Origin of the sequence: Haloferax sp. YSSS75 (assembly GCF_046764215.1) — an archaeon.
Lineage (GTDB): Archaea > Halobacteriota > Halobacteria > Halobacteriales > Haloferacaceae > Haloferax.
This window is the reverse complement of record NZ_CP177206.1, coordinates 809190-832119: the sequence shown is the minus strand read 5'-3', so window position 1 is coordinate 832119 and position 22930 is coordinate 809190. Positions and strand designations below refer to the sequence as shown.

At 63.4% G+C, this 22930-nt stretch carries 27 protein-coding genes and 1 tRNA gene; 14 read left to right on the top strand and 14 right to left on the bottom strand.

Features of this window, described 5'->3' with window-relative positions:
- Positions 1–52 precede the first annotated feature (52 nt).
- Entirely contained in the window at positions 53–1090 is a 1038-nt protein-coding gene (locus ACK3R5_RS04385) for a S1C family serine protease (protein ID WP_411968179.1), read from the top strand.
- A 36-nt stretch (positions 1091–1126) separates the two neighbouring features.
- Entirely contained in the window at positions 1127–1528 is a 402-nt protein-coding gene (locus ACK3R5_RS04380) for a hypothetical protein (protein WP_411968177.1), read from the top strand.
- 11 nt (positions 1529–1539) lie between these two features.
- On the opposite strand, the gene ACK3R5_RS04375 is transcribed toward ACK3R5_RS04380, so the two are convergent.
- The 6 genes from ACK3R5_RS04375 to ACK3R5_RS04350 all read right to left on the bottom strand — a co-directional run bounded on the left by ACK3R5_RS04375 (position 1540) and on the right by ACK3R5_RS04350 (position 5255).
- Positions 1540–1971 (bottom strand): universal stress protein, encoded by a 432-nt coding sequence (locus ACK3R5_RS04375; protein WP_411962846.1) that lies wholly within the window; start codon positions 1969–1971, stop codon positions 1540–1542.
- A 97-nt stretch (positions 1972–2068) separates the two neighbouring features.
- On the bottom strand, positions 2069–2290 hold the full coding sequence (locus tag ACK3R5_RS04370) for a hypothetical protein (RefSeq protein ID WP_411962845.1): 222 nt from the start codon (positions 2288–2290) through the stop codon (positions 2069–2071).
- A 197-nt stretch (positions 2291–2487) separates the two neighbouring features.
- Entirely contained in the window at positions 2488–2685 is a 198-nt protein-coding gene (locus tag ACK3R5_RS04365; RefSeq protein ID WP_411962844.1) for a CbaC protein, read from the bottom strand.
- Complete coding sequence (locus ACK3R5_RS04360; protein WP_411968176.1) at positions 2682–4430, bottom strand: b(o/a)3-type cytochrome-c oxidase subunit 1; 1749 nt, start codon at positions 4428–4430, stop codon at positions 2682–2684. Before ACK3R5_RS04360 ends, ACK3R5_RS04365 begins: the two co-directional genes overlap by 4 nt.
- Complete coding sequence (locus tag ACK3R5_RS04355; RefSeq protein WP_411968175.1) at positions 4430–4963, bottom strand: cytochrome c oxidase subunit II; 534 nt, start codon at positions 4961–4963, stop codon at positions 4430–4432. The genes ACK3R5_RS04360 and ACK3R5_RS04355 overlap by 1 nt, the downstream gene beginning before the upstream one ends.
- 1 nt (position 4964) lies before the next feature.
- A complete protein-coding gene (locus tag ACK3R5_RS04350) occupies positions 4965–5255 on the bottom strand; it encodes a ba3-type terminal oxidase subunit CbaD (protein ID WP_411962841.1) in 291 nt (96 codons plus the stop codon).
- A 99-nt stretch (positions 5256–5354) separates the two neighbouring features.
- Here ACK3R5_RS04350 and ACK3R5_RS04345 point away from each other — a divergent pair, with 99 nt between their 5' ends.
- The 6 genes from ACK3R5_RS04345 to ACK3R5_RS04320 all read left to right on the top strand — a co-directional run bounded on the left by ACK3R5_RS04345 (position 5355) and on the right by ACK3R5_RS04320 (position 10424).
- Positions 5355–5573, top strand: a complete 219-nt coding sequence (locus ACK3R5_RS04345; RefSeq protein WP_411962840.1) for a hypothetical protein — start codon at positions 5355–5357, stop codon at positions 5571–5573.
- A 1-nt stretch (position 5574) separates the two neighbouring features.
- Positions 5575–6369, top strand: a complete 795-nt coding sequence (locus ACK3R5_RS04340) for a sulfite exporter TauE/SafE family protein (protein ID WP_411962839.1) — start codon at positions 5575–5577, stop codon at positions 6367–6369.
- A gap of 2 nt (positions 6370–6371) precedes the next feature.
- On the top strand, positions 6372–8762 hold the full coding sequence (locus ACK3R5_RS04335; RefSeq protein WP_411968174.1) for a heavy metal translocating P-type ATPase: 2391 nt from the start codon (positions 6372–6374) through the stop codon (positions 8760–8762).
- Between the two features lie 76 nt (positions 8763–8838).
- Positions 8839–9159 carry a hypothetical protein gene (locus ACK3R5_RS04330; protein ID WP_411962837.1) on the top strand — a complete coding sequence of 107 codons (321 nt, stop codon included), beginning with the start codon at positions 8839–8841 and terminating at the stop codon, positions 9157–9159.
- Between the two features lie 195 nt (positions 9160–9354).
- Positions 9355–9795 carry a pyridoxamine 5'-phosphate oxidase family protein gene (locus ACK3R5_RS04325; protein WP_411962836.1) on the top strand — a complete coding sequence of 147 codons (441 nt, stop codon included), beginning with the start codon at positions 9355–9357 and terminating at the stop codon, positions 9793–9795.
- Positions 9792–10424, top strand: coding sequence for a molybdenum cofactor guanylyltransferase (locus ACK3R5_RS04320; RefSeq protein WP_411968173.1), 633 nt, complete (start codon positions 9792–9794; stop codon positions 10422–10424). Before ACK3R5_RS04325 ends, ACK3R5_RS04320 begins: the two co-directional genes overlap by 4 nt.
- A 72-nt stretch (positions 10425–10496) precedes the next feature.
- Here the strand turns inward: ACK3R5_RS04320 and yqeC are convergent, their stop codons facing one another.
- Together yqeC and fdhF are read right to left on the bottom strand one after the other, a co-directional pair.
- On the bottom strand, positions 10497–11237 hold the full coding sequence (gene yqeC, locus ACK3R5_RS04315; protein WP_411968172.1) for a selenium cofactor biosynthesis protein YqeC: 741 nt from the start codon (positions 11235–11237) through the stop codon (positions 10497–10499).
- Positions 11230–13278 carry a formate dehydrogenase subunit alpha gene (gene fdhF / locus ACK3R5_RS04310; protein ID WP_411968171.1) on the bottom strand — a complete coding sequence of 683 codons (2049 nt, stop codon included), beginning with the start codon at positions 13276–13278 and terminating at the stop codon, positions 11230–11232. Before fdhF ends, yqeC begins: the two co-directional genes overlap by 8 nt.
- A gap of 81 nt (positions 13279–13359) precedes the next feature.
- On the opposite strand from fdhF, the gene ACK3R5_RS04305 reads away from it, so the two are divergent.
- Positions 13360–16101 carry a cation-translocating P-type ATPase gene (locus ACK3R5_RS04305; RefSeq protein WP_411968170.1) on the top strand — a complete coding sequence of 914 codons (2742 nt, stop codon included), beginning with the start codon at positions 13360–13362 and terminating at the stop codon, positions 16099–16101.
- On the opposite strand, the gene ACK3R5_RS04300 is transcribed toward ACK3R5_RS04305, so the two are convergent.
- Positions 16076–16783: a TVP38/TMEM64 family protein gene (locus ACK3R5_RS04300; RefSeq protein WP_411968169.1), complete on the bottom strand. Its 708-nt coding sequence runs from the start codon at positions 16781–16783 to the stop codon at positions 16076–16078. The two genes, ACK3R5_RS04305 and ACK3R5_RS04300, sit on opposite strands and share 26 nt — an antisense overlap.
- 82 nt (positions 16784–16865) lie before the next feature.
- On the opposite strand from ACK3R5_RS04300, the gene ACK3R5_RS04295 reads away from it, so the two are divergent.
- Entirely contained in the window at positions 16866–17309 is a 444-nt protein-coding gene (locus tag ACK3R5_RS04295) for a universal stress protein (RefSeq protein ID WP_411968168.1), read from the top strand.
- A gap of 36 nt (positions 17310–17345) precedes the next feature.
- Here ACK3R5_RS04295 and ACK3R5_RS04290 read toward each other — a convergent pair whose 3' ends face one another.
- Entirely contained in the window at positions 17346–17768 is a 423-nt protein-coding gene (locus ACK3R5_RS04290; RefSeq protein WP_411968167.1) for a universal stress protein, read from the bottom strand.
- A gap of 142 nt (positions 17769–17910) precedes the next feature.
- On the opposite strand from ACK3R5_RS04290, the gene ACK3R5_RS04285 reads away from it, so the two are divergent.
- Complete coding sequence (locus ACK3R5_RS04285; protein WP_411968166.1) at positions 17911–18381, top strand: HTH domain-containing protein; 471 nt, start codon at positions 17911–17913, stop codon at positions 18379–18381.
- Here ACK3R5_RS04285 and ACK3R5_RS04280 read toward each other — a convergent pair whose 3' ends face one another.
- Positions 18382–19044, bottom strand: a complete 663-nt coding sequence (locus ACK3R5_RS04280) for a helix-turn-helix domain-containing protein (protein ID WP_411962827.1) — start codon at positions 19042–19044, stop codon at positions 18382–18384. It lies immediately after the preceding gene.
- 250 nt (positions 19045–19294) lie between these two features.
- Between ACK3R5_RS04280 and ACK3R5_RS04275 the strand changes: the two genes are divergently transcribed.
- Positions 19295–20281 (top strand): class I SAM-dependent methyltransferase, encoded by a 987-nt coding sequence (locus ACK3R5_RS04275; RefSeq protein WP_411962826.1) that lies wholly within the window; start codon positions 19295–19297, stop codon positions 20279–20281.
- Positions 20282–20374: 93 nt separating this feature from the next.
- Positions 20375–20447 (top strand) — tRNA-Thr (locus ACK3R5_RS04270).
- Between the two features lie 227 nt (positions 20448–20674).
- Here ACK3R5_RS04270 and ACK3R5_RS04265 read toward each other — a convergent pair.
- From ACK3R5_RS04265 to ACK3R5_RS04255, 3 genes are all read right to left on the bottom strand, one after another.
- On the bottom strand, positions 20675–20905 hold the full coding sequence (locus ACK3R5_RS04265; protein ID WP_411962819.1) for an Lrp/AsnC ligand binding domain-containing protein: 231 nt from the start codon (positions 20903–20905) through the stop codon (positions 20675–20677).
- A gap of 107 nt (positions 20906–21012) precedes the next feature.
- On the bottom strand, positions 21013–21213 hold the full coding sequence (locus ACK3R5_RS04260; RefSeq protein WP_411962818.1) for a hypothetical protein: 201 nt from the start codon (positions 21211–21213) through the stop codon (positions 21013–21015).
- Between the two features lie 182 nt (positions 21214–21395).
- On the bottom strand, positions 21396–21971 hold the full coding sequence (locus tag ACK3R5_RS04255) for a DoxX family protein (protein ID WP_411962817.1): 576 nt from the start codon (positions 21969–21971) through the stop codon (positions 21396–21398).
- A 109-nt stretch (positions 21972–22080) separates the two neighbouring features.
- Here ACK3R5_RS04255 and dph5 point away from each other — a divergent pair, with 109 nt between their 5' ends.
- Positions 22081–22893, top strand: coding sequence for a diphthine synthase (dph5, locus tag ACK3R5_RS04250; protein ID WP_411968165.1), 813 nt, complete (start codon positions 22081–22083; stop codon positions 22891–22893).
- The last annotated feature ends 37 nt before the right edge of the window (positions 22894–22930 follow it).

The following is a 22930-nucleotide window of genomic DNA, read 5'->3' as shown; positions in this document are numbered from 1 at the left end:
ACCCGAGGTAAGCGACGGCCCACGGCGTGTGCTGTCCGGCCGGCGCACCACCATGTCCACCCATCCCGATTTCGAAGGACTGTACCGCGATGTCATACCCTCTGTCGTCTCAGTCTACGTCGGTGGGCGTCGGCGTCCGGGCGGTGCCGGGAGCGCCTTCGTCTACGACGACCACCACCTCGTGACGAACGAACACGTCTCCCGACTCGCAGACGCGTCAAAATCGAACCGCGTCGAACTCCGGTTCGCCGACGGGTCGTGGCGCGTCGGCGACGTCGTCGGGTCCGACGTCTACACTGACCTCGCCGTCGTCGCCGTAGACGACGTCCCTGCGGACGCGACACCGCTCAGACTGGCGACGGAAAACCCATCGCCTGGGCGGCCCGTCGCCGCACTCGGCAACCCACTCGGCCTCGAAGGGTCAATCTCCGCGGGCATCGTCTCGGGAGCGAACCGGTCGCTCCACACCTCCAACGGCTTTGCCATCCCCGACGTCGTCCAGACGGACGCCCCCATCAACCCCGGAAATTCGGGCGGCCCACTGGTCGGGTTCGTCGGCGACACCGACGACGGGCCACCGTACGAAGTCGTCGGCGTCAACCGCGCCAAACAGGGCGACAACATCGGCTTCGCCGTCTCGCCCGTCATCGCCAATCGCATCCTCCCTGACCTCGTCGCCGACGGCCACTACCGCCACTCCTACCTCCGCACCCGCACGCTCGACGTGACGCCGTCAGTCGCCGAAGCGAACGGACTCGACACGCCCCGTGGCATCCTCGTCGTCGGCACCGCGTCGGGACCCGACAGTACCGACATTCTCCGCGGATGCTCCGGAACGACTCGCCTCCGCGGATGGGAGATTCCCGTCGGCGGCGACGTCATCGTCGCCATCGAGGGCAACGAAGTTCGCACCCACGAGGAGTTGATGCGATATCTCATCACGGAGACCCGACCCGGCGAACCCGTCGCTATCGACGTTCTCCGTGACGGTGCTCCGGCGACGCTCGTCGTCGAACTCGACGAACGGCCGTCGGGAGACAGAGACAGAGACACTCGCGGCGGTGGCGGGAGTCGAATCCCCATCGAATGAGTACTGTTTTGACACTACTCGGCGATTGTTCACGTCGTGTCTCACCGCCCCGACGACGCCCCAGACGACCAGCAGAGTGAACTCCCGCCGGACGAACCGCTCTTCGACGAGATAGCCCCGCTGAGACTCGCCGTCGCCGTCGTCTTCGCCGCGTTCGCAATCTATGCGGTCGCTTCGGGATGGATTTCCCCGACGTCTCCCGACGTCGTCGGCGTCGTTCTCCTCTCGATAGTCTTCATCGCCGGCGGGTTCGTCCCGTTCAACTCGACGCTGGCGTACTACGTCAGTCAATCCGCGGCGTTCATGCTGTGGGGCGTGCTCAGACTGTCGATTGCCGGCTTCGACCTGATTCCGTTGTTACTCGGTGGGTTCGGCGCGGTTGGCCTCGTCGTCTACGGCCGACGTGCGCTCCGTGACGGATTTCGAGCGACGGTCTGACGCGCAGTCGGTCACTCTCGAACGGTCATCACGGGCACGTCCGCGAGACGAACGATTCGTTCGGTCGTACTCCCGAGAAGCGCGTGTTCGAGGCCGGTTCGACCGTGTGTCGCCATCACGACCAGGTCGACGCCGAGTTCGTCGATGGCGTCGAGTATCTCACGGTGCGGGACGCCGATACGAACTACTGTGTGGCACGTGAGTCCTTCGTCGCCGGCGAGTGAGGCGATTTCTTCGACGGCCATCTCCGCTGCATCCCGGAGACTGGCCTGTACCCGTTCGACGGGAACGTCGGCGGCAGTCCACAGGCCGAGGTCACTCGAATCGATGACGGAGAGGGCGTACAGTTCGGCCCCGTAGGTACTCGCGATGTCGATACCCCGGCGGGCGGCGGCGAGCGAACGGGCGCTCCCGTCGGTTGGGACGAGGACGAACGAATACATGTCACTGTATTGGCTTTCGGTGGCTATGGCTCTTGCGTGGCTACCGCTTTCCGTGAACACTATCGTCCAGAGAAGGGAGGCAACGGGTGGGTCGGCTTCAGACGCGGGTGCGCGGTTTCGGTGCCGTCTTCCGCACTGCCGCGGCGGACGCGACGAGGAGTCCGCCGAACAGGATGGAGACGAAGAGTTCGGGGGCGACAGTGAGGCCTGCCACACCACCGACCGTACTAAACAGCGCGTATCCGGCAACCACCGTGAGGACGATGCCGATGACGACTGCCAGGCCGATTCCCGCTTTCATAAGGTCGATTTTTCCCATGTTCACACCAACCTACATCCTGAGGTTCCATATATAGGAAGAATGGTTCCCAATCGCCGGGAACAGTCCGGTTTTCTGCCTCTATTCTGAGCCATTTTATAAGAAAGTGCGCCGACCCGAACCGGAGTCGTAGGGCCGTGTCTGCAGAACGTGTGGTCGTCGAGCGATGCGAACGGGTGTGTACCCGTCTGCCCCGATTACGGTGACACCGAGTCGCCCTTGTCGCCGTAGAGTCCGTACAGGACGAACATCAGTGCGAGGAAGAGGAACTCGATGATAGCCACTGCGATGAGCGGGAGGTCGATGTTGAAAAAGCCCGCCACTGTGCGCAGTTCGATGGCAATCGGGACGCTGATAGCGATGATGATGAGCGACGTCGCCTTGGTCAATTTCATAGAATCACCTCCAGAAGCGTTGCCGTGGCGTCGACTCCTGCAGAGATGGTGGCCGGAACGGGGAGGCCACCGCCGAAGAGGCCACCGCCGTTCTGGATGATTGCCGCCACCGGCAGGGTGTACGCGAGGATGACGAGGAGCACCGCGATACCGGTCCACATCGTGAGGTTGTCGAGGATACGCGGACTGCCCTCGGGACCCGAGAGCGGTTCCGGCAGGTACTCGTCGACCGGACGGTCCGACTGTTCACCGAACGCGGTCAGGAGCATGTTGAACAGGAACAGCACCACCGACAGGAACAGGAGCGTTCCGCCGAGGGCAATCTGCACGCGAAGTTCGAAGATGCTCCCGATAGGCGTCAGGAACTCGAAGTTCTGGTACTGCGGTTCTGCCGTCCGACGCGGGATACCGGCGAGGCCGGCACGGTGCATCGCGTTCGACATGAAGACCATGCCGACGAACCACATGACGACCTGCAGGAGGCCGATGGGTCGGCTGTAGAGTTTCGTCCCGGTGAGTTGGGGGACGAGCCAGTACGACCCGGCCATCATCGTCAGTGCGACGGCAGTCCCGACGGTGAGGTGGAAGTGACCGGGGACCCACAGCGTGTTGTGGATGAGGTAGTTGATGTTCATCCCGGCGTTTATCATGCCGGAGAAACCGCCGGCGGCGAACAGGATGCCAGCGAAGGCCATGCCGGTGAAGGCAGGGTCACGCCACGGGAGTGCACCGAGCCATCGGAGGTATCCCTCACCACCGCGCTGACGTGCACCGTGTTCCATGCTGGCGACGGCGGTAAAGGCCGTCAGCAGCGACGGCAGGAGCAGGAACATCGTGTTCGTCATCGCGATGAACTTGAAGCCCTCCGCGATGCCAGGGTCGAGATACTGGTGGTGAATCCCGACTGGCGTCGAAAGCAGGAGGAACAACAGGAACACCACGCGTGCGAGTGGGTCACTGAAGAGTCGACCACCCGAGAGCTTCGGGAGGATGGTGTACCACATCATGTACGCCGGCATCAGCCAGAAGTAGACGATGGGGTGCCCGAAGTACCAGAACAGCGTTCTGGTGAGAAGCGGGTTGACGCTCGGGATGAGGCCGAGCGACCACGGGATGAGGAAGAACACCACCGACACGGCGACGCCGATGGTGGAGACGTACCACATAATCATGGTCGTCAGCACCATGAACGTCTGCAGCGGGATGCGCTCACCGGCGTGGTTCTGCCGCCACGCACGGTACGAGAGGAACCAGTCGGCACCTGCGAGCCACGTTCCGACGATGAACATCGCCAGCCCGATGTAGAATATCGGGTGTGCCTGCAGGGGCGCGTAGAACGTAAACAGCACGTCTGCGCTGATGCCGAGGTTCGGAACGAAGCCACCGAGAATCGCAATCGTGGCGAGCACCGTCCCAGTCGTCATCAGTCCGAACCACGCCCACGAAAAGAGCGTGCTCTCTGCGGGACGGTCCAGACTCCTCGCTGTCGCCCAGTGGAAGAAGCCAGTGAGGAAGAAGATGGTGAACACGATGGCGAGCAGGACACCGTGTCCCGTCAGCATCGTGTAGTAGTCCGCGGAGTCGATGACGCGGAGGATGTCCGTCCGGTGGAGTGCCTGTACGAGGCCGAAGAAGGCCCCGATACCGAGGGCTACGAAGGCAACGAGAAAGTTCGCCTTGATTACGGACGCCTCTTCGGGGAACCGGTCGACGAACGTCCGCTCAGTTCCCGTCGCGGTTGCCATCAGTTCTCACCCTCCTGTTGCTGCTGTTCGTACCAACTGTCGAATTCGCTCTGTTCCATGACGACGAGTTTTCCTTCCATGACGTGGTGTCCGGAGCCACAGTATTCGTTACAGAGAAGTCCGTATTCACCGGGTTCGTCGAACTCGACGGTGAACTCGGCCACCTGACCCGGGATGGCCATCGTGTTCGCGTTCGTGCCCACGACTTCGAATCCGTGGATGACGTCCGCCGCCGTCACGTGGAACGTGACAGTACTCCCTTCGGGGACGCGGATGGGTTGGGTCGTGCCGGGTTCGAAGACGAACTGGCGAGTGACGACGTAGACGTCGTACTGATTCTCACCAGTCTTCTCGATGCCGGGGTCACCGAACTTCGGGTGGTCGTCGAGCGTCGCTGGGTCGACGGTGCCACCCTTGTCGTCTATCATGTCGATACCTGCGCCAGCGGCACCGTACGTGATAGTTCCGATGAAGCCGACGATGAGAACGAGTGCGAGAGCGAGCCAGAGTTTTTCGTACGCGTGAATCTCCATATTAGCCCACCACCGTCAGTCCCCGCCCGAGGAACTCGATGAAGTACATGAACACCCACATAGAGAGCAGGATTACCATGTAGATGAGAACGAGTATGAGCGTTCCAACTGGGTCGAAATCGTCGTGTCCAATTTGTCGGACGATACCGTCGTCGGCCGTGCCGACGATCGAATCGACGGGTGGTTCAGCGGAACCCCCGTCAGTCGCCGCATCAGCCGGTACGTCCCCGGAATTTGAAGTTCCTGAGACAGGGGCCGCGGCGCTCCCCTCTGCTGTCGAATCAACGGCCATACCCCTTCTTGAGCAAGAACCAACCTTCAAAGGACAAGGCAATTCTCATCGCGTTAGAATAGGCGAAATCCGAAACACTGTACCTGCGAATCAACCGATATGGAACTGACTCCGCGCCGTGCTGGAACGGTCGCACTCCTTGCACTCTTACCAGTTATCGTCTTTGGAGCCACGAAAAACCCCCTCGCGGGCGTCGTCACCGCCATCAACGTCTTGCTCATCTCGACCATCATCTACCTGCTGATGAGTCCGACCGAAGGCGGACACGAACACGAACACGACGCAGACAACGACGCAGACCAGGAACACGCGGTCTGAGATGGACGGAGGGGTGACACCGCCCGTCCTCCCCACGAACCCACCAGAGGCACTGGCGTTTCTCGTCGTCGGACTCCTCGGCGGCGCACACTGTTTGGGGATGTGCGGACCGCTCGTGAGCGTCTACGCAGACCGACTGAGCGACCGGGCAGGGACGGACGCGCTTACGCTGTACCACGTTCGGCAGCACGCGCTGTTCAACGTCGGGCGGGCACTGAGTTACGCGGTTATCGGGGCGACGTTCGCACTCGTCGGTGGCCTCTTCTTCGGGGCCTTCGAGTCACTCGCCGCCATCGGAAGCGGCGTCCGAGCGACGACCGGACTGCTCGTCGGGACGGCGATTATCCTCACCGGTCTCGGCTACCTCGTCGGTCGGTCGGCGGCGATAGACCGACTCACACCGAAACCAGTAACGCGCGTGTTCGGGCGCGTGAGTGGATGGGCAACCGCACGAGTCGATAGGCTCGTCGGCGGGCCACGAATCCTCGGCCTCGGCGCGATTCACGGCCTCCTGCCGTGTCCCATCATCTACCCCGCGTACCTCTACGCGTTCGCCACCGGCGACCCGGTTCGGTCTGCCGCGTTGCTCGCACTGCTCGGACTGGGGACGATTCCGACGCTGTTCCTCTACGGGACGCTCCTCGGACAGGTGTCCGCGCGGCGGCGCGCGACGCTCCACCGGGCGCTCGGTGTGGCGTTTCTCGTCCTCGGGTACATCCCGCTCTCACACGGGTTGATGTTGCTCGGCGTCTCGGTCCCACACCTTCACGTCCCCTTCTACCAACCACTGGGGTGAGCATGGCGACACAAACACGGTCCCGGGAGGACGCTGGCGACGGCGACAGCGGGTGTGACCTCTGTGGTCTCCTGACGCCAACGCCACCCGTGACTGGCGACGACGTGTCCGGCGAGTTCTGCTGTCGGGGGTGTCTCGAAATCACGCGGACGCTCGGCGACGCCGCGACGGCCGACCCCGAGACGGTCGAACGCGAACTCGCGGGCGACGAAGAGTCCGTTCCGGAGGGTGCCGAACGGACCTACATGGCCGTCGACGGCATGCACTGTGCGACCTGTGAGGCGTTCGTCTCCGGGACGGCGCGGACCTGTGATGGCGTCTACGGCGCAGACGCGAGTTACGCCAACGACATGGTTCGTGTCACCTACGACCCGGAGACGGCCGACCTCGACGACCTCTCGGGGACGCTCTCTCGGTACGGCTACGGGACGCGTGACCCGAACGAACGCGAGGCAGCAGAGCGGTCTGACAATCAGGTCGCACGCTTCGTCATCGGCGGCGGCGTCTTCGGGATGATGGTGATGATGTGGTACGTCCTGTTTCTCTACCCGACCTACGTCGGCTTGTCGCCGGTGGTCGAACTCGGCGCGTTCGACAGCGTCTACATCCTCGGCAACATCTGGGTGATGACCTCAATCGTCCTCTTCTACACCGGTTTCCCCATCCTGCGTGGTGCGCTGGTCAGCCTCCGGGCCGGCCAACCGAACATGGACCTCCTGGTCTCACTGGCGGCGTCGAGCGCGTACGTCTACTCGACTGCTGCGGTCCTCGTCGGTGAGACGCACGTCTACTTCGACGTGACCGTCGCCATCATCCTCGTCGTGACGCTCGGCAACTACTACGAGGACCGAATCAAGCGGAAGGCGGCCGGAATGCTCTCGGACCTCGCCGCCTCGCGCGTCTCGGAGGCACGCCGCCGAACCGCAGACGGCGTCGAGACAGTCGCCGTCGAGGACCTCCGGCCGGGCGACGTCGTCGAGATTCGCCCCGGTGAGCGCGTTCCGGTCGATGGAACGGTCGTAGAAGGGGCCGCGGCAGTCGACGAGGCACTCGTCACGGGTGAGTCGATGCCGCGGACGAAACGCACCGGCGACGACGTGCTCGGCGGCACCGTCGTCACCGACCGGCCCGTCGCCGTCGAAGTCGGGGAGGACGCGACGAGCACGCTCGACCGACTGGTCGAACTCCTCTGGGACATCCAGAGCGCACGCTCCGGCGTCCAGCGACTGGCCGACAAACTGGCGACGATATTCGTCCCGACCGTACTCGTCCTCGCGGTGCTCGCGTTCGGATGGACGCTCCTGCGCGGGGAGACTGCGACGGCGGCACTCCTCGTCGGCCTCACCGTCCTCATCGTCTCGTGTCCGTGTGCGCTCGGCCTCGCAACACCGCTGGCCGTCGCGTCGGGCATCAAAGAGGCGGCGAGTCGCGGTATCGTCGTCGCGTCCGAAGCAGTGTTCGAAGCGGTTCCGGACGTCGACGTCGTCGTCTTCGACAAGACGGGGACGCTGACCGACGGCGACATGGCCGTCCTCCGAGTCGACGGCGACGACGACGCACTCCGCGTCGCCGCCGCGCTCGAACGCTTCTCGGCGCATCCACTGGCGTCGGCAATCGTCGCGGCGGCGGACGACGCCGGCGTGGAGGTTCCGGATGTCGCAGCAGACGACGCGACTGTCCACGACCGAGGCGTCACCGGAACCGTCGGCGGCCAACGAGTCGTCGTCGGTCACCCGACGCTCGTCCGCGACGAAGGACTGTCTCTCGGCGACGACGCGGCATCCGCAATCGACGCTGCACGAGACGAGGGAGCGGTCCCCGTCGTCGTCGCGCAAGGTAACGGCGTTCGGGCGGTCATCGTCGTCGGCGACGAACCCCGCGCTGCGTGGGACGACGTGGTCACCGCCGTCGCCGCCGACGGCCGTCGAGAGGTGGTCGTCCTCACGGGGGACTCCGAACGCGCGGCGCGCCGCTTCCGTGACCACCCAGACGTGACCGACGTGTTCGCGGGCGTCCCGCCGGAGGCGAAAGCCGAGACAGTCCAGCGTCTCCGGAGTCGTGGCACCGTCGCGATGGTCGGTGACGGAAGCAACGACGCGCCCGCCCTCGCCGCCGCGGACATCGGCATCGCACTGGGAACGGGAACGGATATCGCCGGCGACGCCGCAGACGCGGTGCTCGTCGGCCGCGACATCGACGCGGTTCCGGAGGTGTTCGCGCTGTCTGCGGGCGTCAACCGACGCATCCGCGGCAACCTGACGTGGGCGTTCGGCTACAACGTCGTCGCCATCCCACTGGCCGCGTTGGGTCTTCTCAACCCGCTTTTCGCTGCCATCGCGATGGGAACGTCGAGTCTACTCGTCGTCGCGAACTCGGCCCGGTCACTGGACTGACCGTGTGCAACACCGACCACTTCGGGTGCTGCCGGGAGCGGACCAATCAAGTCGTTCCGCTTCGTCGTACTCGACGATGACCGACGACCCATTCTCGCTTTCGGTGCCGGAGGAGTGGGACGTCACCGTCGAAACCGACACCGAACAGGCGAGTTCCAAAGCGATATACGAGTCACCCGACGCCGACTACCGCGTCGTCGTCACCGAGTTCGCTCGCGGACTCACGCTCTACTGGTGGGTCGATATCTTCGCCCGCGCGGACGGTGAGTGGCATCGGCGCGAAGTCGGCCTGGGCGACTCGTTTCGAACCCCCGACGCCGTCGCCGACGCCGCACAGGATGCCCTCGACAGACTCACACAACCGGCGAGCAGAATCGAGACGCTCCTCGACGACTGACTTACCGCGACGACGAGGCGACTCCGACCCGGAGGCGTCGTCGGCAACGAGAGCGCCGGACACCCCAGCGGTCAAAGAACGATATCCGGATTCGGAGTTCTATCTCACCCGATAGTCCATCTCACTCGTTGCCCTGCCGAATCGACGGACCACACTGGGCCGCCATTTCATGTGACGGGGGCACCAAGAGAGTGTATGGAAGATGTCGAATTCGTCTACACGGTGGGGATGGACGACGAAACAATCGCCGAGCGACTGGACGAAGCGTCGTCTGGCGTCCTGTCGCTCGCGAGCGACGGGAACGCGTACGCGGTGCCCGTCCACGTCACACTCGATAGCGGCGGGAACCGACTGCTCTTTCGCCTGAGCGACGACGAACACAGCGAGAAGATGCAGTTCGTCAAAACGACGGGCGAAGCGACGTTCATCTGTTACGACGACTGCGGTGACGAGTCGTGGAGCATCATGGCACGCGGTTCGGTTCGCGTCCTCCCCGACGAGGAACTCCCGGACGACGCCACACTCAACAAGTTATACGGGAGCGTCCGGGTGTTCGACGAAAACGTGTCCGACCTGAAACTCCACATCGTCGAACTCTCGTTGGACGAGTTGACTGGCCGCGAAACGGCGCGATGAACCGCGTCGCGGGCGTCGTCCTCGCTGGCGGGCGGTCGGAGCGATTCGGCGATACCGACAAAGCACTCGCGCCACTGGCCGGTGTTCCGCTCGTCCGCCGAACGGCAGACCGACTGCGCAGGCCCACAGACGAACTCGTCCTCAACTGCCGGCGGGACCAGGCCGCCGACCTCACGGCGGCCTGTTCCGGCCTCGACCCGACGATAGCTATCGACGCCGACCCCGACGCCGGGCCACTGGGTGGCATCCGAACCGGCCTCGACGCGACTGACGCCACGTTGTCGGCAGTCGTCGCGTGCGACATGCCGTTCGTCGACCCGTCGCTCGTGACGTTTCTCGTCAGCGAAGCAGAACGGACTGGTGCGGACGCCGTCGTCCCGCGCCTCGAAGACGGGTGGTTCCAGACGACGCAGGCAATCTACCGAACCGAGACGGTTTCGGCGGCCGCCGCCGAAGTCCTAGAAGACGGCGGTGGTCGAATTCTCGACGCGCTCGACTCGCTGGACGTCCACACCGTTGGGCCGTCGGAACTGGCGCGATTCGACCCCAAGACGTTCGAGAACATCAACACGCAGTCCGAGTTAGCCGCCGCAGAAGAGACGTTTCGAGCCAGACGAAGCGACGTTTAATGTGAGTACTCGCACGCGCGAGTGAGACCGGTGCGGGGCCACCCGCAGTAGCTGTCGGAAGGCGGCCTTCTCTCAATAGATGTCGACGACGGGGTCCGCTGCGACGAGGCGTGTCGCGACGACCCGGTCCACGCGAGGGTGTTCGCGTACCCATCCAGCGATTCGGTCTGCAGTCTCTCGTTGTGAGACACCATCGACCATGTTGAGAATGGGGACGACACGAGCAGTCTCGGGAACGGCCTTCAACCCACCAGCGTCACTGGCCAACACGGCGGCGACGTCCCACGCCGAGAGAGGGTCTCCGAGGTCGGTTCCAGTTATCTCGGAGACGAGGTGTGGCCGGTGGACGTGTTCGTCGTCGAGTGGTTCACCGACGACTCTGACGCTAGCCACCGGACAGACGAGGTCCGAACTGTCCGGTATCTTCGGTTCGTGGTCGCCGGGGGCTTTCAGCCATCGCGAGCGCGCACCGTCGGCTTTGACCATCACGACGTCCTCGGTGGCACGTCCGATGGCGGCGACGGTGGTGGGGTCGTACCCGCGGTATCGGTCGGGTCTGTCCCGTTCTGGGACCACCCCGAGCGGCCGAGTCCGACGCGCTGCGACTGCGGTTTCCGGGTCGTCGGTGACGGCCATGGCTTCGACTTCGTCGTCAAAGATAGGGATTCTGACCGTGCTCGTGACGACGCCGTCGAGGGCGCGGGCGAGTCGGTAGATGAGCGACTTCTTGCCGCCCGCGCCGACCACCGACGTCAGGTCGTCGGGGCCGACGCCGACTGCGTCCGCGAGCGTCGGGAGCGAGTTCTCAGTCATCTGCCTCCGAGGAGACTGTCACGCGGACGGCGCTGTGTTTGTACTCCGGAATCTTCGAGGTGGGGTCGAGGGCGTCACCGGTCAACTGGTTCACGAGCGGGTCGGCGTAGTGGAACGTCATGAACACGGTCCCGCGTCGGACTGCGGGCGTCACCTCGGTGGCGACGGTGACCGTGCCGCGTTCGTTCTCGACGTGAACCTCGTCACCGTCTTCGATGCCTCGGGCGGCGGCGTCGTCGGGATGTATCTGGAGTACGTCCTCGCCGCGCATCCGCATCAGGACACCCGACCGACGACTGAGCGCACCGGTGTTGAAGTGCTGGAGCACGCGGCCCGTCGTGAGCACGAGTTCACCGTCTTCGAGTTGGTCCGCCGGGTCGACGTGTTCGACGACCCGAAGCGGGGCCGTCTTCGAACCCGTCCCGAAGGTGTCGGTGTGGAGGACGGCCATCCCCTCGGCCGCACCCTCCGAGAAGGGCCAGCGTTGGCTTCCGGTGCCGATGCCTTCGTAGGACATCCCGGCGTAAATCGGTGCGGCCGCACAGAGTTCGTCGAAGACTGCTTCCGGCGTCTCGGGTGCGTCCATCCCGGTGACACGTGCCGCGAACTCTCTGAGGATGTCGAGGTCGGGTCGGGCGTTCCCCGGCGGGTCGACGTTCTTCCGCATCCGAATGACCTGCCGGTCGGTGTTCGTCACCGTCCCCGACTTCTCGGCCCAAACGCTTCCCGGGAGAATCACGTCGGCGTACTCGGCCGTCTCCGTGAGGAAGACGTCGTGGACGACACAGAAGTCGAGCTTCTCGAACTGCTTTCTGACCTGATTCGCGTTCGGTTCGCCCACGATAGGGTTCTCACCGAAGACGTACGCTGCGCGGACGTCGTCGCCGAAGCGGTGCGTCGCTTCGACTTCCGTGAGGCCCGGGAGTGCCGGAGGCTCGAACCCCCACACCTCTGCGACGGCGGCGCGTGCATCCTCGTCGGTCACGTCCTGATACCCGGGGAGGACGTTCGGAAGGCCGCCTACGTCGCCCGCTCCCTGAACGTTGTTCTGGCCGCGAAGTGGGTTGACACCCGTGCCCGCTTTGCCGACGTTGCCAGTGAGCAGAGGGAGGTTGATGAGCGTATGGACGTTGTCGGTGCCGCAGTGGTGTTGGCTCATCCCCATGCCGGTGAAGATGGCCGCTCTGCCTGCCTCGCCGTAGAGTCGCGCCGCCGCTTTGAGGTCCTCGGGGTCCACGCCAGCGCGTGCTGCTTCCGCGTCGACGTCGATGTCGGCGAGGTACTCGCGGAGTTCGTCGAACCCGGTGGTCCGTTCTTCGACGAACGCCTCGTCGACGAGTCCCTCCTCGACGATGACCGCCGCCATCGCGTTCAAAAGCGGGATGTCGAAGCCCGGTTTGACGGGTAGGTGGATATCTGCGCCCTTCGTGGTGGCGTTCTCACGCGGGTCGACGTGAATCATCTTCGTCCCGGACTTGAGTGCCGGCAAGAGGTACGACCGGAAGATGACGGGGTGTTGTTCGGCCGGGTTCGCGCCCGTGACGAGGAACACGTCCGCCTCCATCAAGTCCTCCAGCGAGTTCGTCATCGCGCCGGCACCGAACCGGTTGCCCATCGCCGCCACCGTCGAGGAGTGGCACAGACGCGCGCAGTTGTCGATGTTGTTGGTTCCGAGTTTCCGCGCCGTCTTCTGTAAGAGGTAGTTCTCTTCGTTCGTACACCCCGACGACGTGAAGAAGAACACCGAGTCGGGGCCGTGTTCGGTGACGATATGGTCGAACTCTCGTTCGATTATGTCGAACGCCTCCTCCCACGTCGCTTCGACTAACCGCCCATTGACGCGGACCAGCGGTTGGGTCAGTCTGTCTTCGTGTTCCACCACGTCCCACGCCGCCGCCCCCTTCGGGCAGAGTTCGCCTTTCGTGTTCACCGGGCCTTTCCACCCGACTGCACTCCCGCGGTCCGTGTCGTATTTGATTCCACACCCCACGCCACAGTACGGGCAGACGCTCTCGTTCGGTTCCGCCGGTCGCTCGCTCATGGTCGGACCCCACACATAGTCGAACGTGGAACGCCAGTGATATTCATCGTACCGCCGGTCACGGGCGGGTGAAAATCGCCGGTGGACATACGTCCCCGCGTGTCGTTCAGTCGAAACGTGTCCGAGCGAGTCCGTACGAAACAGAAGGCCGAAGACGGGGACGAGGGGACCCCGTGGCACGCCTTCGAAGCCGAGACGGTCCGCTCTCGATTCGACGTCACGGAGGATGGCCTCACCAGCGACGAGGCCGAACACCGACGCTCGGAGTACGGCCCCAACGAACTCGCCGAAGAAGAGGGCGTCTCGCCGCTTTCGCTCTTCGTCGCGCAGTTCACCGGACCACTCGTCCTCCTGCTGTTCGCTGCTGCCGGACTCTCGCTCGCCGTCGGGTTGCTCCCGGGTCGTGAACCGGGCTACACCGACGCCACGCTCATCTTCCTCATCGTCTTCGGCAACGGTATCTTTGGATTCGTCCAGAACTACCGGGCGGAGAAGGCCCTCGAAGCGCTCAGAGAGATGGCGATGCCCGACGCGACGGTCAGACGTGACGGGAGTGTCCGCCGGATTCCGACCGACGAAATCGTCCCGGGAGATATCGTCGTCCTCGAAGCGGGTGACGCCGTCCCGGCCGACGCGCGAATCCTGCACGCCGCCGACTGCCGGGCCGACGAATCGACGCTGAGTGGCGAGAGCGTCCCCGTCGGCAAGGGGTCTACCCCCGTCGACGAGGACGTCCCACTGGCCGACCGGCGGAGTATGCTCCACGCGGGGACGACTGTCGTCCGTGGGCGGGCGGAAGCAGTCGTCGTCGCAACCGCCATGGATACGGAACTCGGCAACATCGCCGACCAACTCGGGCAAGCCCGTGAACGAGAGACGCCGTTCGAACGTGAAGTCGAACGACTGGGTCGCCGTATCGGAATCGGCATCGTCGGCTTGATTCTCCTCATCGCCGCGGTACAGCTGTTCTTTACAGCCACCGACCCAGTCGTGGTGCTTCTGGTCGCCGTCACCCTCGCCGTCGCCGCCGTCCCCGAGGGCCTCCCGGCCGTCGTCACGCTGACGCTCGCACTCGGGTCGCGGACGCTCCTCGAACGAAACGCACTCGTCCGCAACCTCGCCGTCGTCGAGAGTCTCGGCGCGGTCGATTTCATCGTCACCGACAAGACCGGGACGCTCACCGAGAACCGAATGACAGTCACTAGAGGATGGCTTCCGGACGGCCGCACGCCTGACCTCGACACGAATAGTCTCGACCCGGACCCGGCACTCTCGGCACTTCTCACCTGCGGCACCGTCTGTAACGACGCCGACGAACTCGACGACGGCGGCCACCGCGGAGACCCGACCGAAGTCGCACTGCTGAACGTCGCCACCGTGGGCGGTATCGACAGCGACCCCGAACGACTCCACGAGATTCCGTTCACGTCGGAACGCAAGCTGATGTCCGTCGTCGTCGACGAGTTCGACGCACCGGGCGACGGGCCGTTCACGCTCGTGAAGGGCGCACCCGAAGTCGTCCTCGAACGGAGTGAGAGAATCCTCGTCGACGGGACGATAGCGACACTGACCGACGAGCATCGAGACGCAGTCGAAGACGCGACGAAGGAGTTCGCCGCCGACGCACTTCGCGTCCTCGGATTCGCCTACGCACCCGACGCCGACCCGTCGGCCGACGAGGAATCGCTGGAGTCCGACCTGGTGTTTCTCGGCCTGCAGGGAATGACCGACCCGGCGCGAGACGGCGTCGCCGAGGCGGTTGCCGACTGTCAGGCCGCAGGTATTCAGGTGACGATGGCGACGGGCGACACGCCACTCACCGCTCGCGCGATAGCAGAGGAAGTCGGTATCGACGGCGACTCGGTGGTGACGGGTACCGAAGTCGCAGCGATGAGCGAGGACAGACTCCACCGCGCCGTCAGAGAGACTCGCGTGTTCGCTCGCGTCGAACCCGAACACAAGGTTCGCATCCTCAGAGCACTCCAGGACCTGGGCTACACGGTTGCGATGACGGGTGACGGCGTAAACGACGCACCAGCACTCGGCAACGCCGACGTCGGTATCGCGATGGGCGAACGCGGGACGCAAGTCGCACAGGGGGCGTCCGACGTGGTGCTCCGGGACGACAACTTCGTCACCATCCGCGACGCCATCGCCGAGGGCCGCGGCATCTTCGACAACATCCGTAAGTTCGTCAACTACCTCCTCTCGGCGAACACCGGCGAAGTGTTCGTCGTCTTCCTCGGGACGCTCCTCGGAGCGGTGTTCTTCCCCGAGGTGTTCAGTTCCAGCACCGCTCTCGTCATCACGCCCGTCGCCTTGTTGTGGTTGAACCTCGTCACCGATGGCTTCCCCGCACTCGCACTCGGAGTGGACCCGAAATCCGGCGACGTGATGGCCCGCCCACCGCGGCCACGACACGAGGGCGTCCTCGACGCGCGGACGATTGCGTCTATCGTCGGCATCGGTGTCGCGCTCACCGGTGCCGGCCTCGGGGTGTTCTTCTACGCACTGGCCGAGTCCGCCAACCTCGTCGTGGCTCAGACCGTGTTGTTCACGTTCCTCGTCACGGCCGAGTTAGTCCGGACGCAATCGGTTCGCCTCCGGTACCGACTGTCGGTGCTGTCGAATCCGTGGCTCCTCGCGGCCGTCGGTCTCTCGCTGTCACTCCACCTGCTGCTGCTCTACACGCCGCTTTCGGACCTGTTCGGCGTCGTCCCACTCGGCCTTCGGGAGTGGGGGTGGATTGCCGGCGCGTTCGTCCCGTTCCTCGCGGCGAACCTGCTTTTGGTCTGGGTCAACGACCGGGTGTTCGACGAGTGAACGTCCCGAACAGTCTGTCGCGGTAGACGTACCCGAGCACCGACGCCGACAGGAGGACGGCGACGAAGACGGCGGTGAGTACCGGGTCGCCGTCTGCTGCGGCCGAACCGGCGAGATTCACGAGGAGGAATCCTGGGAGTCTGCCGACTGCGGCGACGGCGACGATACGGCGAAGCGGGATATCTGTGAGACCCGCGGCGAAACAGATGGCGTCGTCCGGGAGGCCCGGGACGAGAAAGACGACGAAGAGGAAGACGAGTCCGTGAGACGCCATCGCGTCGTCGAACAGTTCGAGTGCGTCGGCAGTGACGACGCGTTCGACGTAGGGACGGCCGAACTGCCTCGCGAGCGCAGAGGCCACCGCCGTGCCGACGACGATACCGACCATGCTGTAGACCGTCCCCCAGAACGCACCGAAGAGGTACCCACTCGCGAATCCGAGGGCCTGCCCGGGAACTGGTGCGACGAGAACCTGCACTACCTGCACGACGACGAACGCGAGAGGGGCAACCGGTCCCGCGTCGAGGAGCACCACTCTGAGGGCTTGCGGGTTCGCGAGGAACGGGAACCGACTCACGAGAACCGAACCGACAGCGACTGAGACTGCAACGAGCAAAGAGACGATGAGGACGGTCCGCCAACGGTCCCGTCTCGTCTCGAAGAGTGGCGGCAGTCCGAACACACCGCGTCGATTGCGCGCCGCAGGCAAAAACCCCGTTGTGACCCGCGCGTGTGTTTTTGTGTCGAGAGAACGTAATACGAGTATGTCCGACGTAATCCTCGTCGCAGTCGATGGGTCACCGCTGTCGAAGCGGGCTTTCGAGCGCGCCCTCTCGGACGCCGAATCGACGGTCATCGCACTGCACGTCATCGACCCGACAGACCCGGGGTACAGCGCACCGCTCGACGTGGACGTGAGTCTCGAACCCTTACACGGGTCGACCGAATGGTACGAACGAGCGAACGAACTCGCCGACGAGATTTTCGAAGAACTCACCGCCCTCGCCGACGGCACCGGCGTCGAGGTGCAGACCGAGACGCGCCGTGGCGACCCCGCTCGAAGTATCGTCGAGTTAGCGGAACAAGAGGACGTAGACGCAATCTACGTCGGTGGCCACGGTCGAACCGGCGAGACGAACCTGCTTCTCGGGAGCGTCGCAGAACTCGTCGCGAGTCGGGCGTCGGTTACGGTGACCGTCGTTCGCTGAGAGAACGGGGTCGCCGGCCGCTCCCGTCTCGAACGGTTACGCGTCGTCGGACGCGGGCGGAACACACATCACAGGCACGTCGGAGAGCCTGACGACTCGTTCTGCGACGCTTCCGATGAGATATCGTTCGAGTCCGCTCGTCCCGTGAGTCCCCATCACGACGAGGTCGGTATCGTGGTCGTCCGCGTATTCGACGATAGCCCGATACGGCAGGCCGACGCGAATTTCGGTCTCGACGGGCACGCCACGCGCTTCGGCGAGGTCGGCGACTGCCTCGACTGCCGACACACCGCGCGTCGACTCGTCGTCCACAGGTGTGTCCGCGTGGGACGTTCGTACGTCGACGACGTAGAGGACGTGAAGGACCGCATCGTACGTCAATGCGAGGTCGACTGCATACTCGGCGGCACGCACCGCGTGGGTGCTTCCGTCAGTCGGGACGAGGATGTGGCCGAACATGACAGAACAGACGCGCGGAGCGTCGATAAAACCGGCCGCTCCAGTACGCGTCGGTCCCAACCCGGTCCCATTCTCGACAGTCGGGAAGTGGGAATTCGGCTTATGCTGGCCGCAGTCGTAGATACGTGCGGGTGTGTCAGTGATGCAAACTACCGATTCACGGACCGCCGAACTCTGGCTTCGGCCGATTCGAGACGGGTCCGGTGAGGAACATCAGGCGCTCGTCGTCAGATTAGAGCGCCTCGTCAGAGAAGGGTATCTCGACGACATCTGTCTCCGGACGTGGAACCACAACGTCGACGTCGAGACAGACACGGCGCCGACGATGCGCGAGGGAATTATCCGCGAACGACTCTCGGAGTTCAAGCAGTGGGCTCGAAGCGAAGGCGCCGAACTACCGTCTATCGAAGAGCACGCGCGAGTCGGGTCGGGACGGATGGGACCGGCCCACGACACCGTCGTGCTCCCACAGACCCTCGTCGCGGTGTTCAGTGGCGACACCGTCGACGCAGTCTATCCGCACGACAGAGGTGGGAAGACGAAGACCATCGGCGATTGGCTCGAAGACGCCGAATCCACACTCGGTATCGACGACCAGATGGTGGACGTATAACTACCGAGAAGAGGGGATGTCGGAACAGACGGTGGACGAGACGAGCGTCGCCACCCCGCGTCGGAGGCGCTCGGAAGCAGACTGCGGTGAGATATCGAGTTCCGCCGCAAGGTCAGAAAGCGAGACTGCCCGCGGAACCTCGAAGTAACCCATCTCGGCGGCAAGCGTGAGTACTTCTCGCTGTTTCTCACTGAGACCGTATTCGGTCGCCTGTTCGGTGTCACCGCGATAGATACTCCGAACGTTCATCTCCAGTCCCATCTCCCGACAGAGACTGCGGTAGCGAACGAGTGCATCCCGGTCCGGAAACCGCATTCGGGTGTGGAGTCCGTCGGCAGTGAACGCCATATCGAGGCGACACGACCCGACTTCGACGTCGTTGGGGTAGACGACAGCGCCTGCGTCGTCCGATATCTGTACTCTGTAGAGGCGTCGCTCTGGAAGCGACTCCATCAACTGCGGACTTTCGACCGTGTCGTCCCGTCGTAACCCCGATTCGAACGCCTCGAAGTCGCCGTCGCTGGCCCACAAGAAGAGAACCGGTTGTTTGGGGTCCGCCGCGACGAACTGTTCGACATCGAGGCGTATCCCCGGCGCTCGCTTTATCGCGTCCATGAGGGGGAGGGCTTGACTATTAATGGTGAACTCCGCGATACAACTCATCTTTCGAGAAACATGTGACTGAGAATATAAAATACATCCACTTTGACGGTCAGTCGTCAGTTTACCAAAACGGGCCCCGGGAGAGGCCCGACCGTTGTCAGAGGCACGCCCACTGGCACGACAGAATCGTCTGTTGTGGGCGTATATTCGTATTCGGTCCGCTGGCGTATAGATGTTCCCTGATGTATCAAGGTATTATATATTCAGCTCGAAACGTCACCCTTACTCTCAGTCGGACGAGTGTGAGGATATGAACGTCCCCTGTGTTCGTGTCCCTCGGGAGTCGGGTGAAGCGACACGCCAACGTCTCGCCGACGCCGGGTTGTTGGACCACGAACACCAGATTACCGTCGTGGAGGGGTATCTCTACATCCCAGTCGTCGACGCCGGCGACGTGCCCGAAGGGTTCGACGTCGTCGACTACGAGTCACCGAACCGCGAGACGCAGACGACGCCGACGGATATCCTCGGCTACGAACCCTCGTACGAACGACTCGGTGACGTCGTCATTCTCGACGAAGACGATGCGGACCGTGCCCGTGAGATTGCCGACGCAATCGTCGCATCCGACCTCAAGGCGGAGACGGTGGTCAACCGCGCCTCGAAGGTCAAAGGCGAGCTTCGCGTCCGCGACTGGGACGTCCTCGTCGGCGACTCGACGGAGACGGTCCACCGCGAGTACGGCACCGAACTCCGTCTCGACATCGACGCCGTCTACTTCTCACCTCGTCTCGCTACCGAGCGCCATCGCGTCGTCGAGCAAATCGCGTCGGGCGAACACGTCTTCGACATGTTCGCCGGTGTTGGCCCGTTCGCAATCCCCGCCGCGAAAGCAGGGGCCGACGTCGTCGCGTGCGACCTGAACGAGGTTGCCATCGAGTATCTCCGAGCGAACGCCGAACGAAACGACGTTGCTGACCGCGTCACGGCGATTCACGGCGACGTCCGCGACGTGGCCGACGAGTACGAGGGGTGGGCAGACCGACTCATCATGAACCTCCCGCACAGTGCGAGTGACTTTCTCGACACCGCGGTTCGCCTCGCCGGCGACGACTGTGTCATCCACCTCTACGACATCCAGCACGAAGACGACCCGTTCGGACCCGGACTCGACGCGGTTCGTGCCGCCGCCGAACCCGAGTACGAAATCGAAGTGCTCGAAGAGAAAATCGTCCGGTCGTACGCCCCCCACGAGTACAACGTCTGTCTCGACGTTCGCCTGACGAAGCGACCCTGAGACGACGTGGTGACGACCGGCAGACACCGGGTTGATTCGCAAGTCTTAATTACGTCTCCGGGGTACGATTGAATGCGTTCGAAAGCCCACCGCGCCGGTGTAGCTCAGCTGGCAGAGCGATTCCTTCGTAAGGAATAGGCCGAGGGTTCAAATCCCTCCACCGGCTCTTTTTGACGCGAACTACACGAGGAGCGAAGCGACGAGTCCGTGAGCGTCAAACGTAGCCCCGTGAGGGATTTGAACGAGGGAGCGACGCGAGTGAAGCGAGCGGAGTGACCGTCGTTCACAATCCCCTCCACCGGCTTACTTTCCGAACCACCCCGGAGTGTTCTCACTCGTCGTCGCAATCGAATACCCCACGAGCGGGTGGGCCGACGGTGGCCAGTCGGGGATTCACCCGAGTACGATACACGTTCTCGTGTGACCGACGCCTTCGATTTGATGAATCTCCTCCGAGAGGAGTTGCAACAGGCTCTGTTCGGTGTCCGCTTCGACTTCGGCGATGACGTCGACGTCGCCTGCGACGATGTTTGCCTTACGAACCTTATCGAGCGTCCGAAGTTGTTCGACGACGTGCTGTGAGGTTCCCGCTCCGGTCTGTATCGTGACGTACGCCTCGACCATTCGTGATTATACTCTGTCTGGTAGCATAAGTACGAGTCCCCCAACGGAGACACCGACACCCGCCGAACCCTCGAAATGCCGCCCCCGGGACCGAAACGGGTCCGGGTTCAGAGGTCCGGAATTCCGCAGACGCCAGCCTCTTCGCCCATCTTCTCGACACCCGGTGGGAACCGGCCCAACTCCCACTCTGGGTCGTGGCCGGTCGCTTCGCGATGGTCTTCGATTCGGAGACGGGCGTCAGCGAGTTTCGAGAACGATTCTTCGAGGCCGCACGTTGGACAGATAACCGTCGCACGGGTGTTCGTCATTGTTCGTACGGAACACAGCCGGAGAGGTAATTCTGTCGGAATCGACGATTTAGGGGAGAGAAATCGTGTAGAAATTACCCACAATTGCGAGTATAGAGCATGTGATACAAGAGTGAATGCGAAGAGAAGCCGCGTACGGAGTGGAGTCCTCGAAAAAAAAAGTCGTCAACCGACGATGGGTGTCAACCCATTACGAGGCTCATCCACCGGTTCTTCTTGACGAACTCCAGGTTTTCGAGGTAGGCGTCGACACCGAGGATTCGGCCGGCACCGAAGGCACCGAGTCCGAACAGCAACACGGCGTAGACGATGTGGTCGTCGACGACCCATCCGTGTGCGAGTGGGAGGCCGGCCAGGATACCACCCTCGAGCGATGCCGCCCAGTAGAACAGCATCATGATTGCACCCCAGAAGGCGCTAAACCGGACGAATGCGCCGAGAATGAGTGCTAATCCAGTGAGGGTGAGTCCCCACATGTTTAGCTGGTCGATGAGCGGATTACCCGCCATCGCACCGAAGAACCCAATGAGGGGGTTCCCGGGCGGAATTGCGTTCGCGAGGAACCCGGCCGCCGTCCAGTTGTTCGACGGGTCAGCGTCGAGATACGTGACGAGCTTCGTCACACCACCTTGGAAGAGTGTCCATCCCATCACGACCCGCATGATGAACAGCGAGAGGCCGACCCATCGCTCTGAATACTCGAACGTTACGTCCTGTCCAAACAGTTTCGTCTCTAGTACACGGCTACTCGTTGCCATACAGAGGTAAGATTTACCGTCAGTGTATAATAATTTGTTGGACATTCTCACGTCCATTTGGACGTTCGTCGGTCAGGCCGCTTATCTTCGCCCGCGATAGAGGAAAACCATGCTCACGTTCATTGGACTCGGTCTCTACGACGAACGGTCTATCACCGTCGAGGGGCGTGAGGCCCTCGCAGATGCCGACCGTGCCTTCGCAGAGTTCTACACGAGTCACCTCGTCGGTGCCGCTGTCGAAGACCTCGAAAGTTACCACGACATCGACATCGAAGTCCGCGATAGAGCAGGTGTCGAACAGGACCCGACCGAAATTCTCGACGCCGCAGAAGAAGGCCACGTGGCGTTCCTCACTGCCGGGGACACGATGATTTCGACGACGCACGTCGACCTGCGCCTCCGTGCCGAAGCACGCGGTATCGAGACGCGCCTCGTCCACGGTGTGACAGCGCAATCTGCTGCGAGTGGGTTGACTGGCCTCCAGAACTACCGCTTCGGGAAAGCCGTCACACTTCCGTTCCCGTACGTCCACGGTGGCGACCCCGTGCCGAAGAGCGTCGTCGACTCGCTCGAAGCGAACCGCGAGCGTGGGTTACACACGCTCGTCTATCTCGATATCAAAGTCGACTGGGAAGGCCGTCGAGGCGTCGAAGTCGAAGGCGACGAGTACATGACCGCAGACTACGCTGCCGAACTGTTCGCAGAGCACTGGGACGCCGATGCGCTCGGCGTCGCAGTCTGCCGAGCAGGGAGTCCGAATCCGGTGGTCGCTGCCGACCGACTCGGTGAACTTGCCACCCGCGACTTCGGTGACCCGCTTCACATGCTCATCATTCCAGGGGAAGTCCACCACGTCGAGGCAGACGCTCTGGTCGGACTCGGCGGGGCGCCAGAATCGCTGTTCGATTACGACGAACGATAGGGCCGTCTCGACGAACGATAGGGCCGTCGCGGACAGA

Bases quoted from the DNA above. Each gene is read 5' to 3' on its own strand.
- ACK3R5_RS04340 (WP_411962839.1), top strand. From the start codon at position 5,575: ATGGACGGAGGGGTGACACCGCCCGTCCTCCCCACGAACCCACCAGAG.
- ACK3R5_RS04295 (WP_411968168.1), top strand. From the start codon at position 16,866: ATGTCCGACGTAATCCTCGTCGCAGTCGATGGGTCACCGCTGTCGAAG.
- ACK3R5_RS04325 (WP_411962836.1), top strand. From the start codon at position 9,355: ATGGAAGATGTCGAATTCGTCTACACGGTGGGGATGGACGACGAAACA.
- ACK3R5_RS04275 (WP_411962826.1), top strand. From the start codon at position 19,295: ATGAACGTCCCCTGTGTTCGTGTCCCTCGGGAGTCGGGTGAAGCGACA.
- ACK3R5_RS04260 (WP_411962818.1), bottom strand. From the start codon at position 21,213: ATGACGAACACCCGTGCGACGGTTATCTGTCCAACGTGCGGCCTCGAA.
- ACK3R5_RS04385 (WP_411968179.1), top strand. From the start codon at position 53: ATGTCCACCCATCCCGATTTCGAAGGACTGTACCGCGATGTCATACCC.
- ACK3R5_RS04290 (WP_411968167.1), bottom strand. From the start codon at position 17,768: ATGTTCGGCCACATCCTCGTCCCGACTGACGGAAGCACCCACGCGGTG.
- ACK3R5_RS04345 (WP_411962840.1), top strand. From the start codon at position 5,355: ATGGAACTGACTCCGCGCCGTGCTGGAACGGTCGCACTCCTTGCACTC.
- ACK3R5_RS04265 (WP_411962819.1), bottom strand. From the start codon at position 20,905: ATGGTCGAGGCGTACGTCACGATACAGACCGGAGCGGGAACCTCACAG.
- yqeC (WP_411968172.1), bottom strand. From the start codon at position 11,237: ATGACTGAGAACTCGCTCCCGACGCTCGCGGACGCAGTCGGCGTCGGC.
- ACK3R5_RS04280 (WP_411962827.1), bottom strand. From the start codon at position 19,044: ATGAGTTGTATCGCGGAGTTCACCATTAATAGTCAAGCCCTCCCCCTC.
- fdhF (WP_411968171.1), bottom strand. From the start codon at position 13,278: ATGAGCGAGCGACCGGCGGAACCGAACGAGAGCGTCTGCCCGTACTGT.
- ACK3R5_RS04365 (WP_411962844.1), bottom strand. From the start codon at position 2,685: ATGAAATTGACCAAGGCGACGTCGCTCATCATCATCGCTATCAGCGTC.
- ACK3R5_RS04375 (WP_411962846.1), bottom strand. From the start codon at position 1,971: ATGTATTCGTTCGTCCTCGTCCCAACCGACGGGAGCGCCCGTTCGCTC.
- ACK3R5_RS04355 (WP_411968175.1), bottom strand. From the start codon at position 4,963: ATGGAGATTCACGCGTACGAAAAACTCTGGCTCGCTCTCGCACTCGTT.
- ACK3R5_RS04255 (WP_411962817.1), bottom strand. From the start codon at position 21,971: ATGGCAACGAGTAGCCGTGTACTAGAGACGAAACTGTTTGGACAGGAC.
- ACK3R5_RS04350 (WP_411962841.1), bottom strand. From the start codon at position 5,255: ATGGCCGTTGATTCGACAGCAGAGGGGAGCGCCGCGGCCCCTGTCTCA.
- ACK3R5_RS04335 (WP_411968174.1), top strand. From the start codon at position 6,372: ATGGCGACACAAACACGGTCCCGGGAGGACGCTGGCGACGGCGACAGC.
- ACK3R5_RS04360 (WP_411968176.1), bottom strand. From the start codon at position 4,430: ATGGCAACCGCGACGGGAACTGAGCGGACGTTCGTCGACCGGTTCCCC.
- ACK3R5_RS04285 (WP_411968166.1), top strand. From the start codon at position 17,911: ATGCAAACTACCGATTCACGGACCGCCGAACTCTGGCTTCGGCCGATT.
- ACK3R5_RS04320 (WP_411968173.1), top strand. From the start codon at position 9,792: ATGAACCGCGTCGCGGGCGTCGTCCTCGCTGGCGGGCGGTCGGAGCGA.
- ACK3R5_RS04370 (WP_411962845.1), bottom strand. From the start codon at position 2,290: ATGGGAAAAATCGACCTTATGAAAGCGGGAATCGGCCTGGCAGTCGTC.
- dph5 (WP_411968165.1), top strand. From the start codon at position 22,081: ATGCTCACGTTCATTGGACTCGGTCTCTACGACGAACGGTCTATCACC.
- ACK3R5_RS04330 (WP_411962837.1), top strand. From the start codon at position 8,839: ATGACCGACGACCCATTCTCGCTTTCGGTGCCGGAGGAGTGGGACGTC.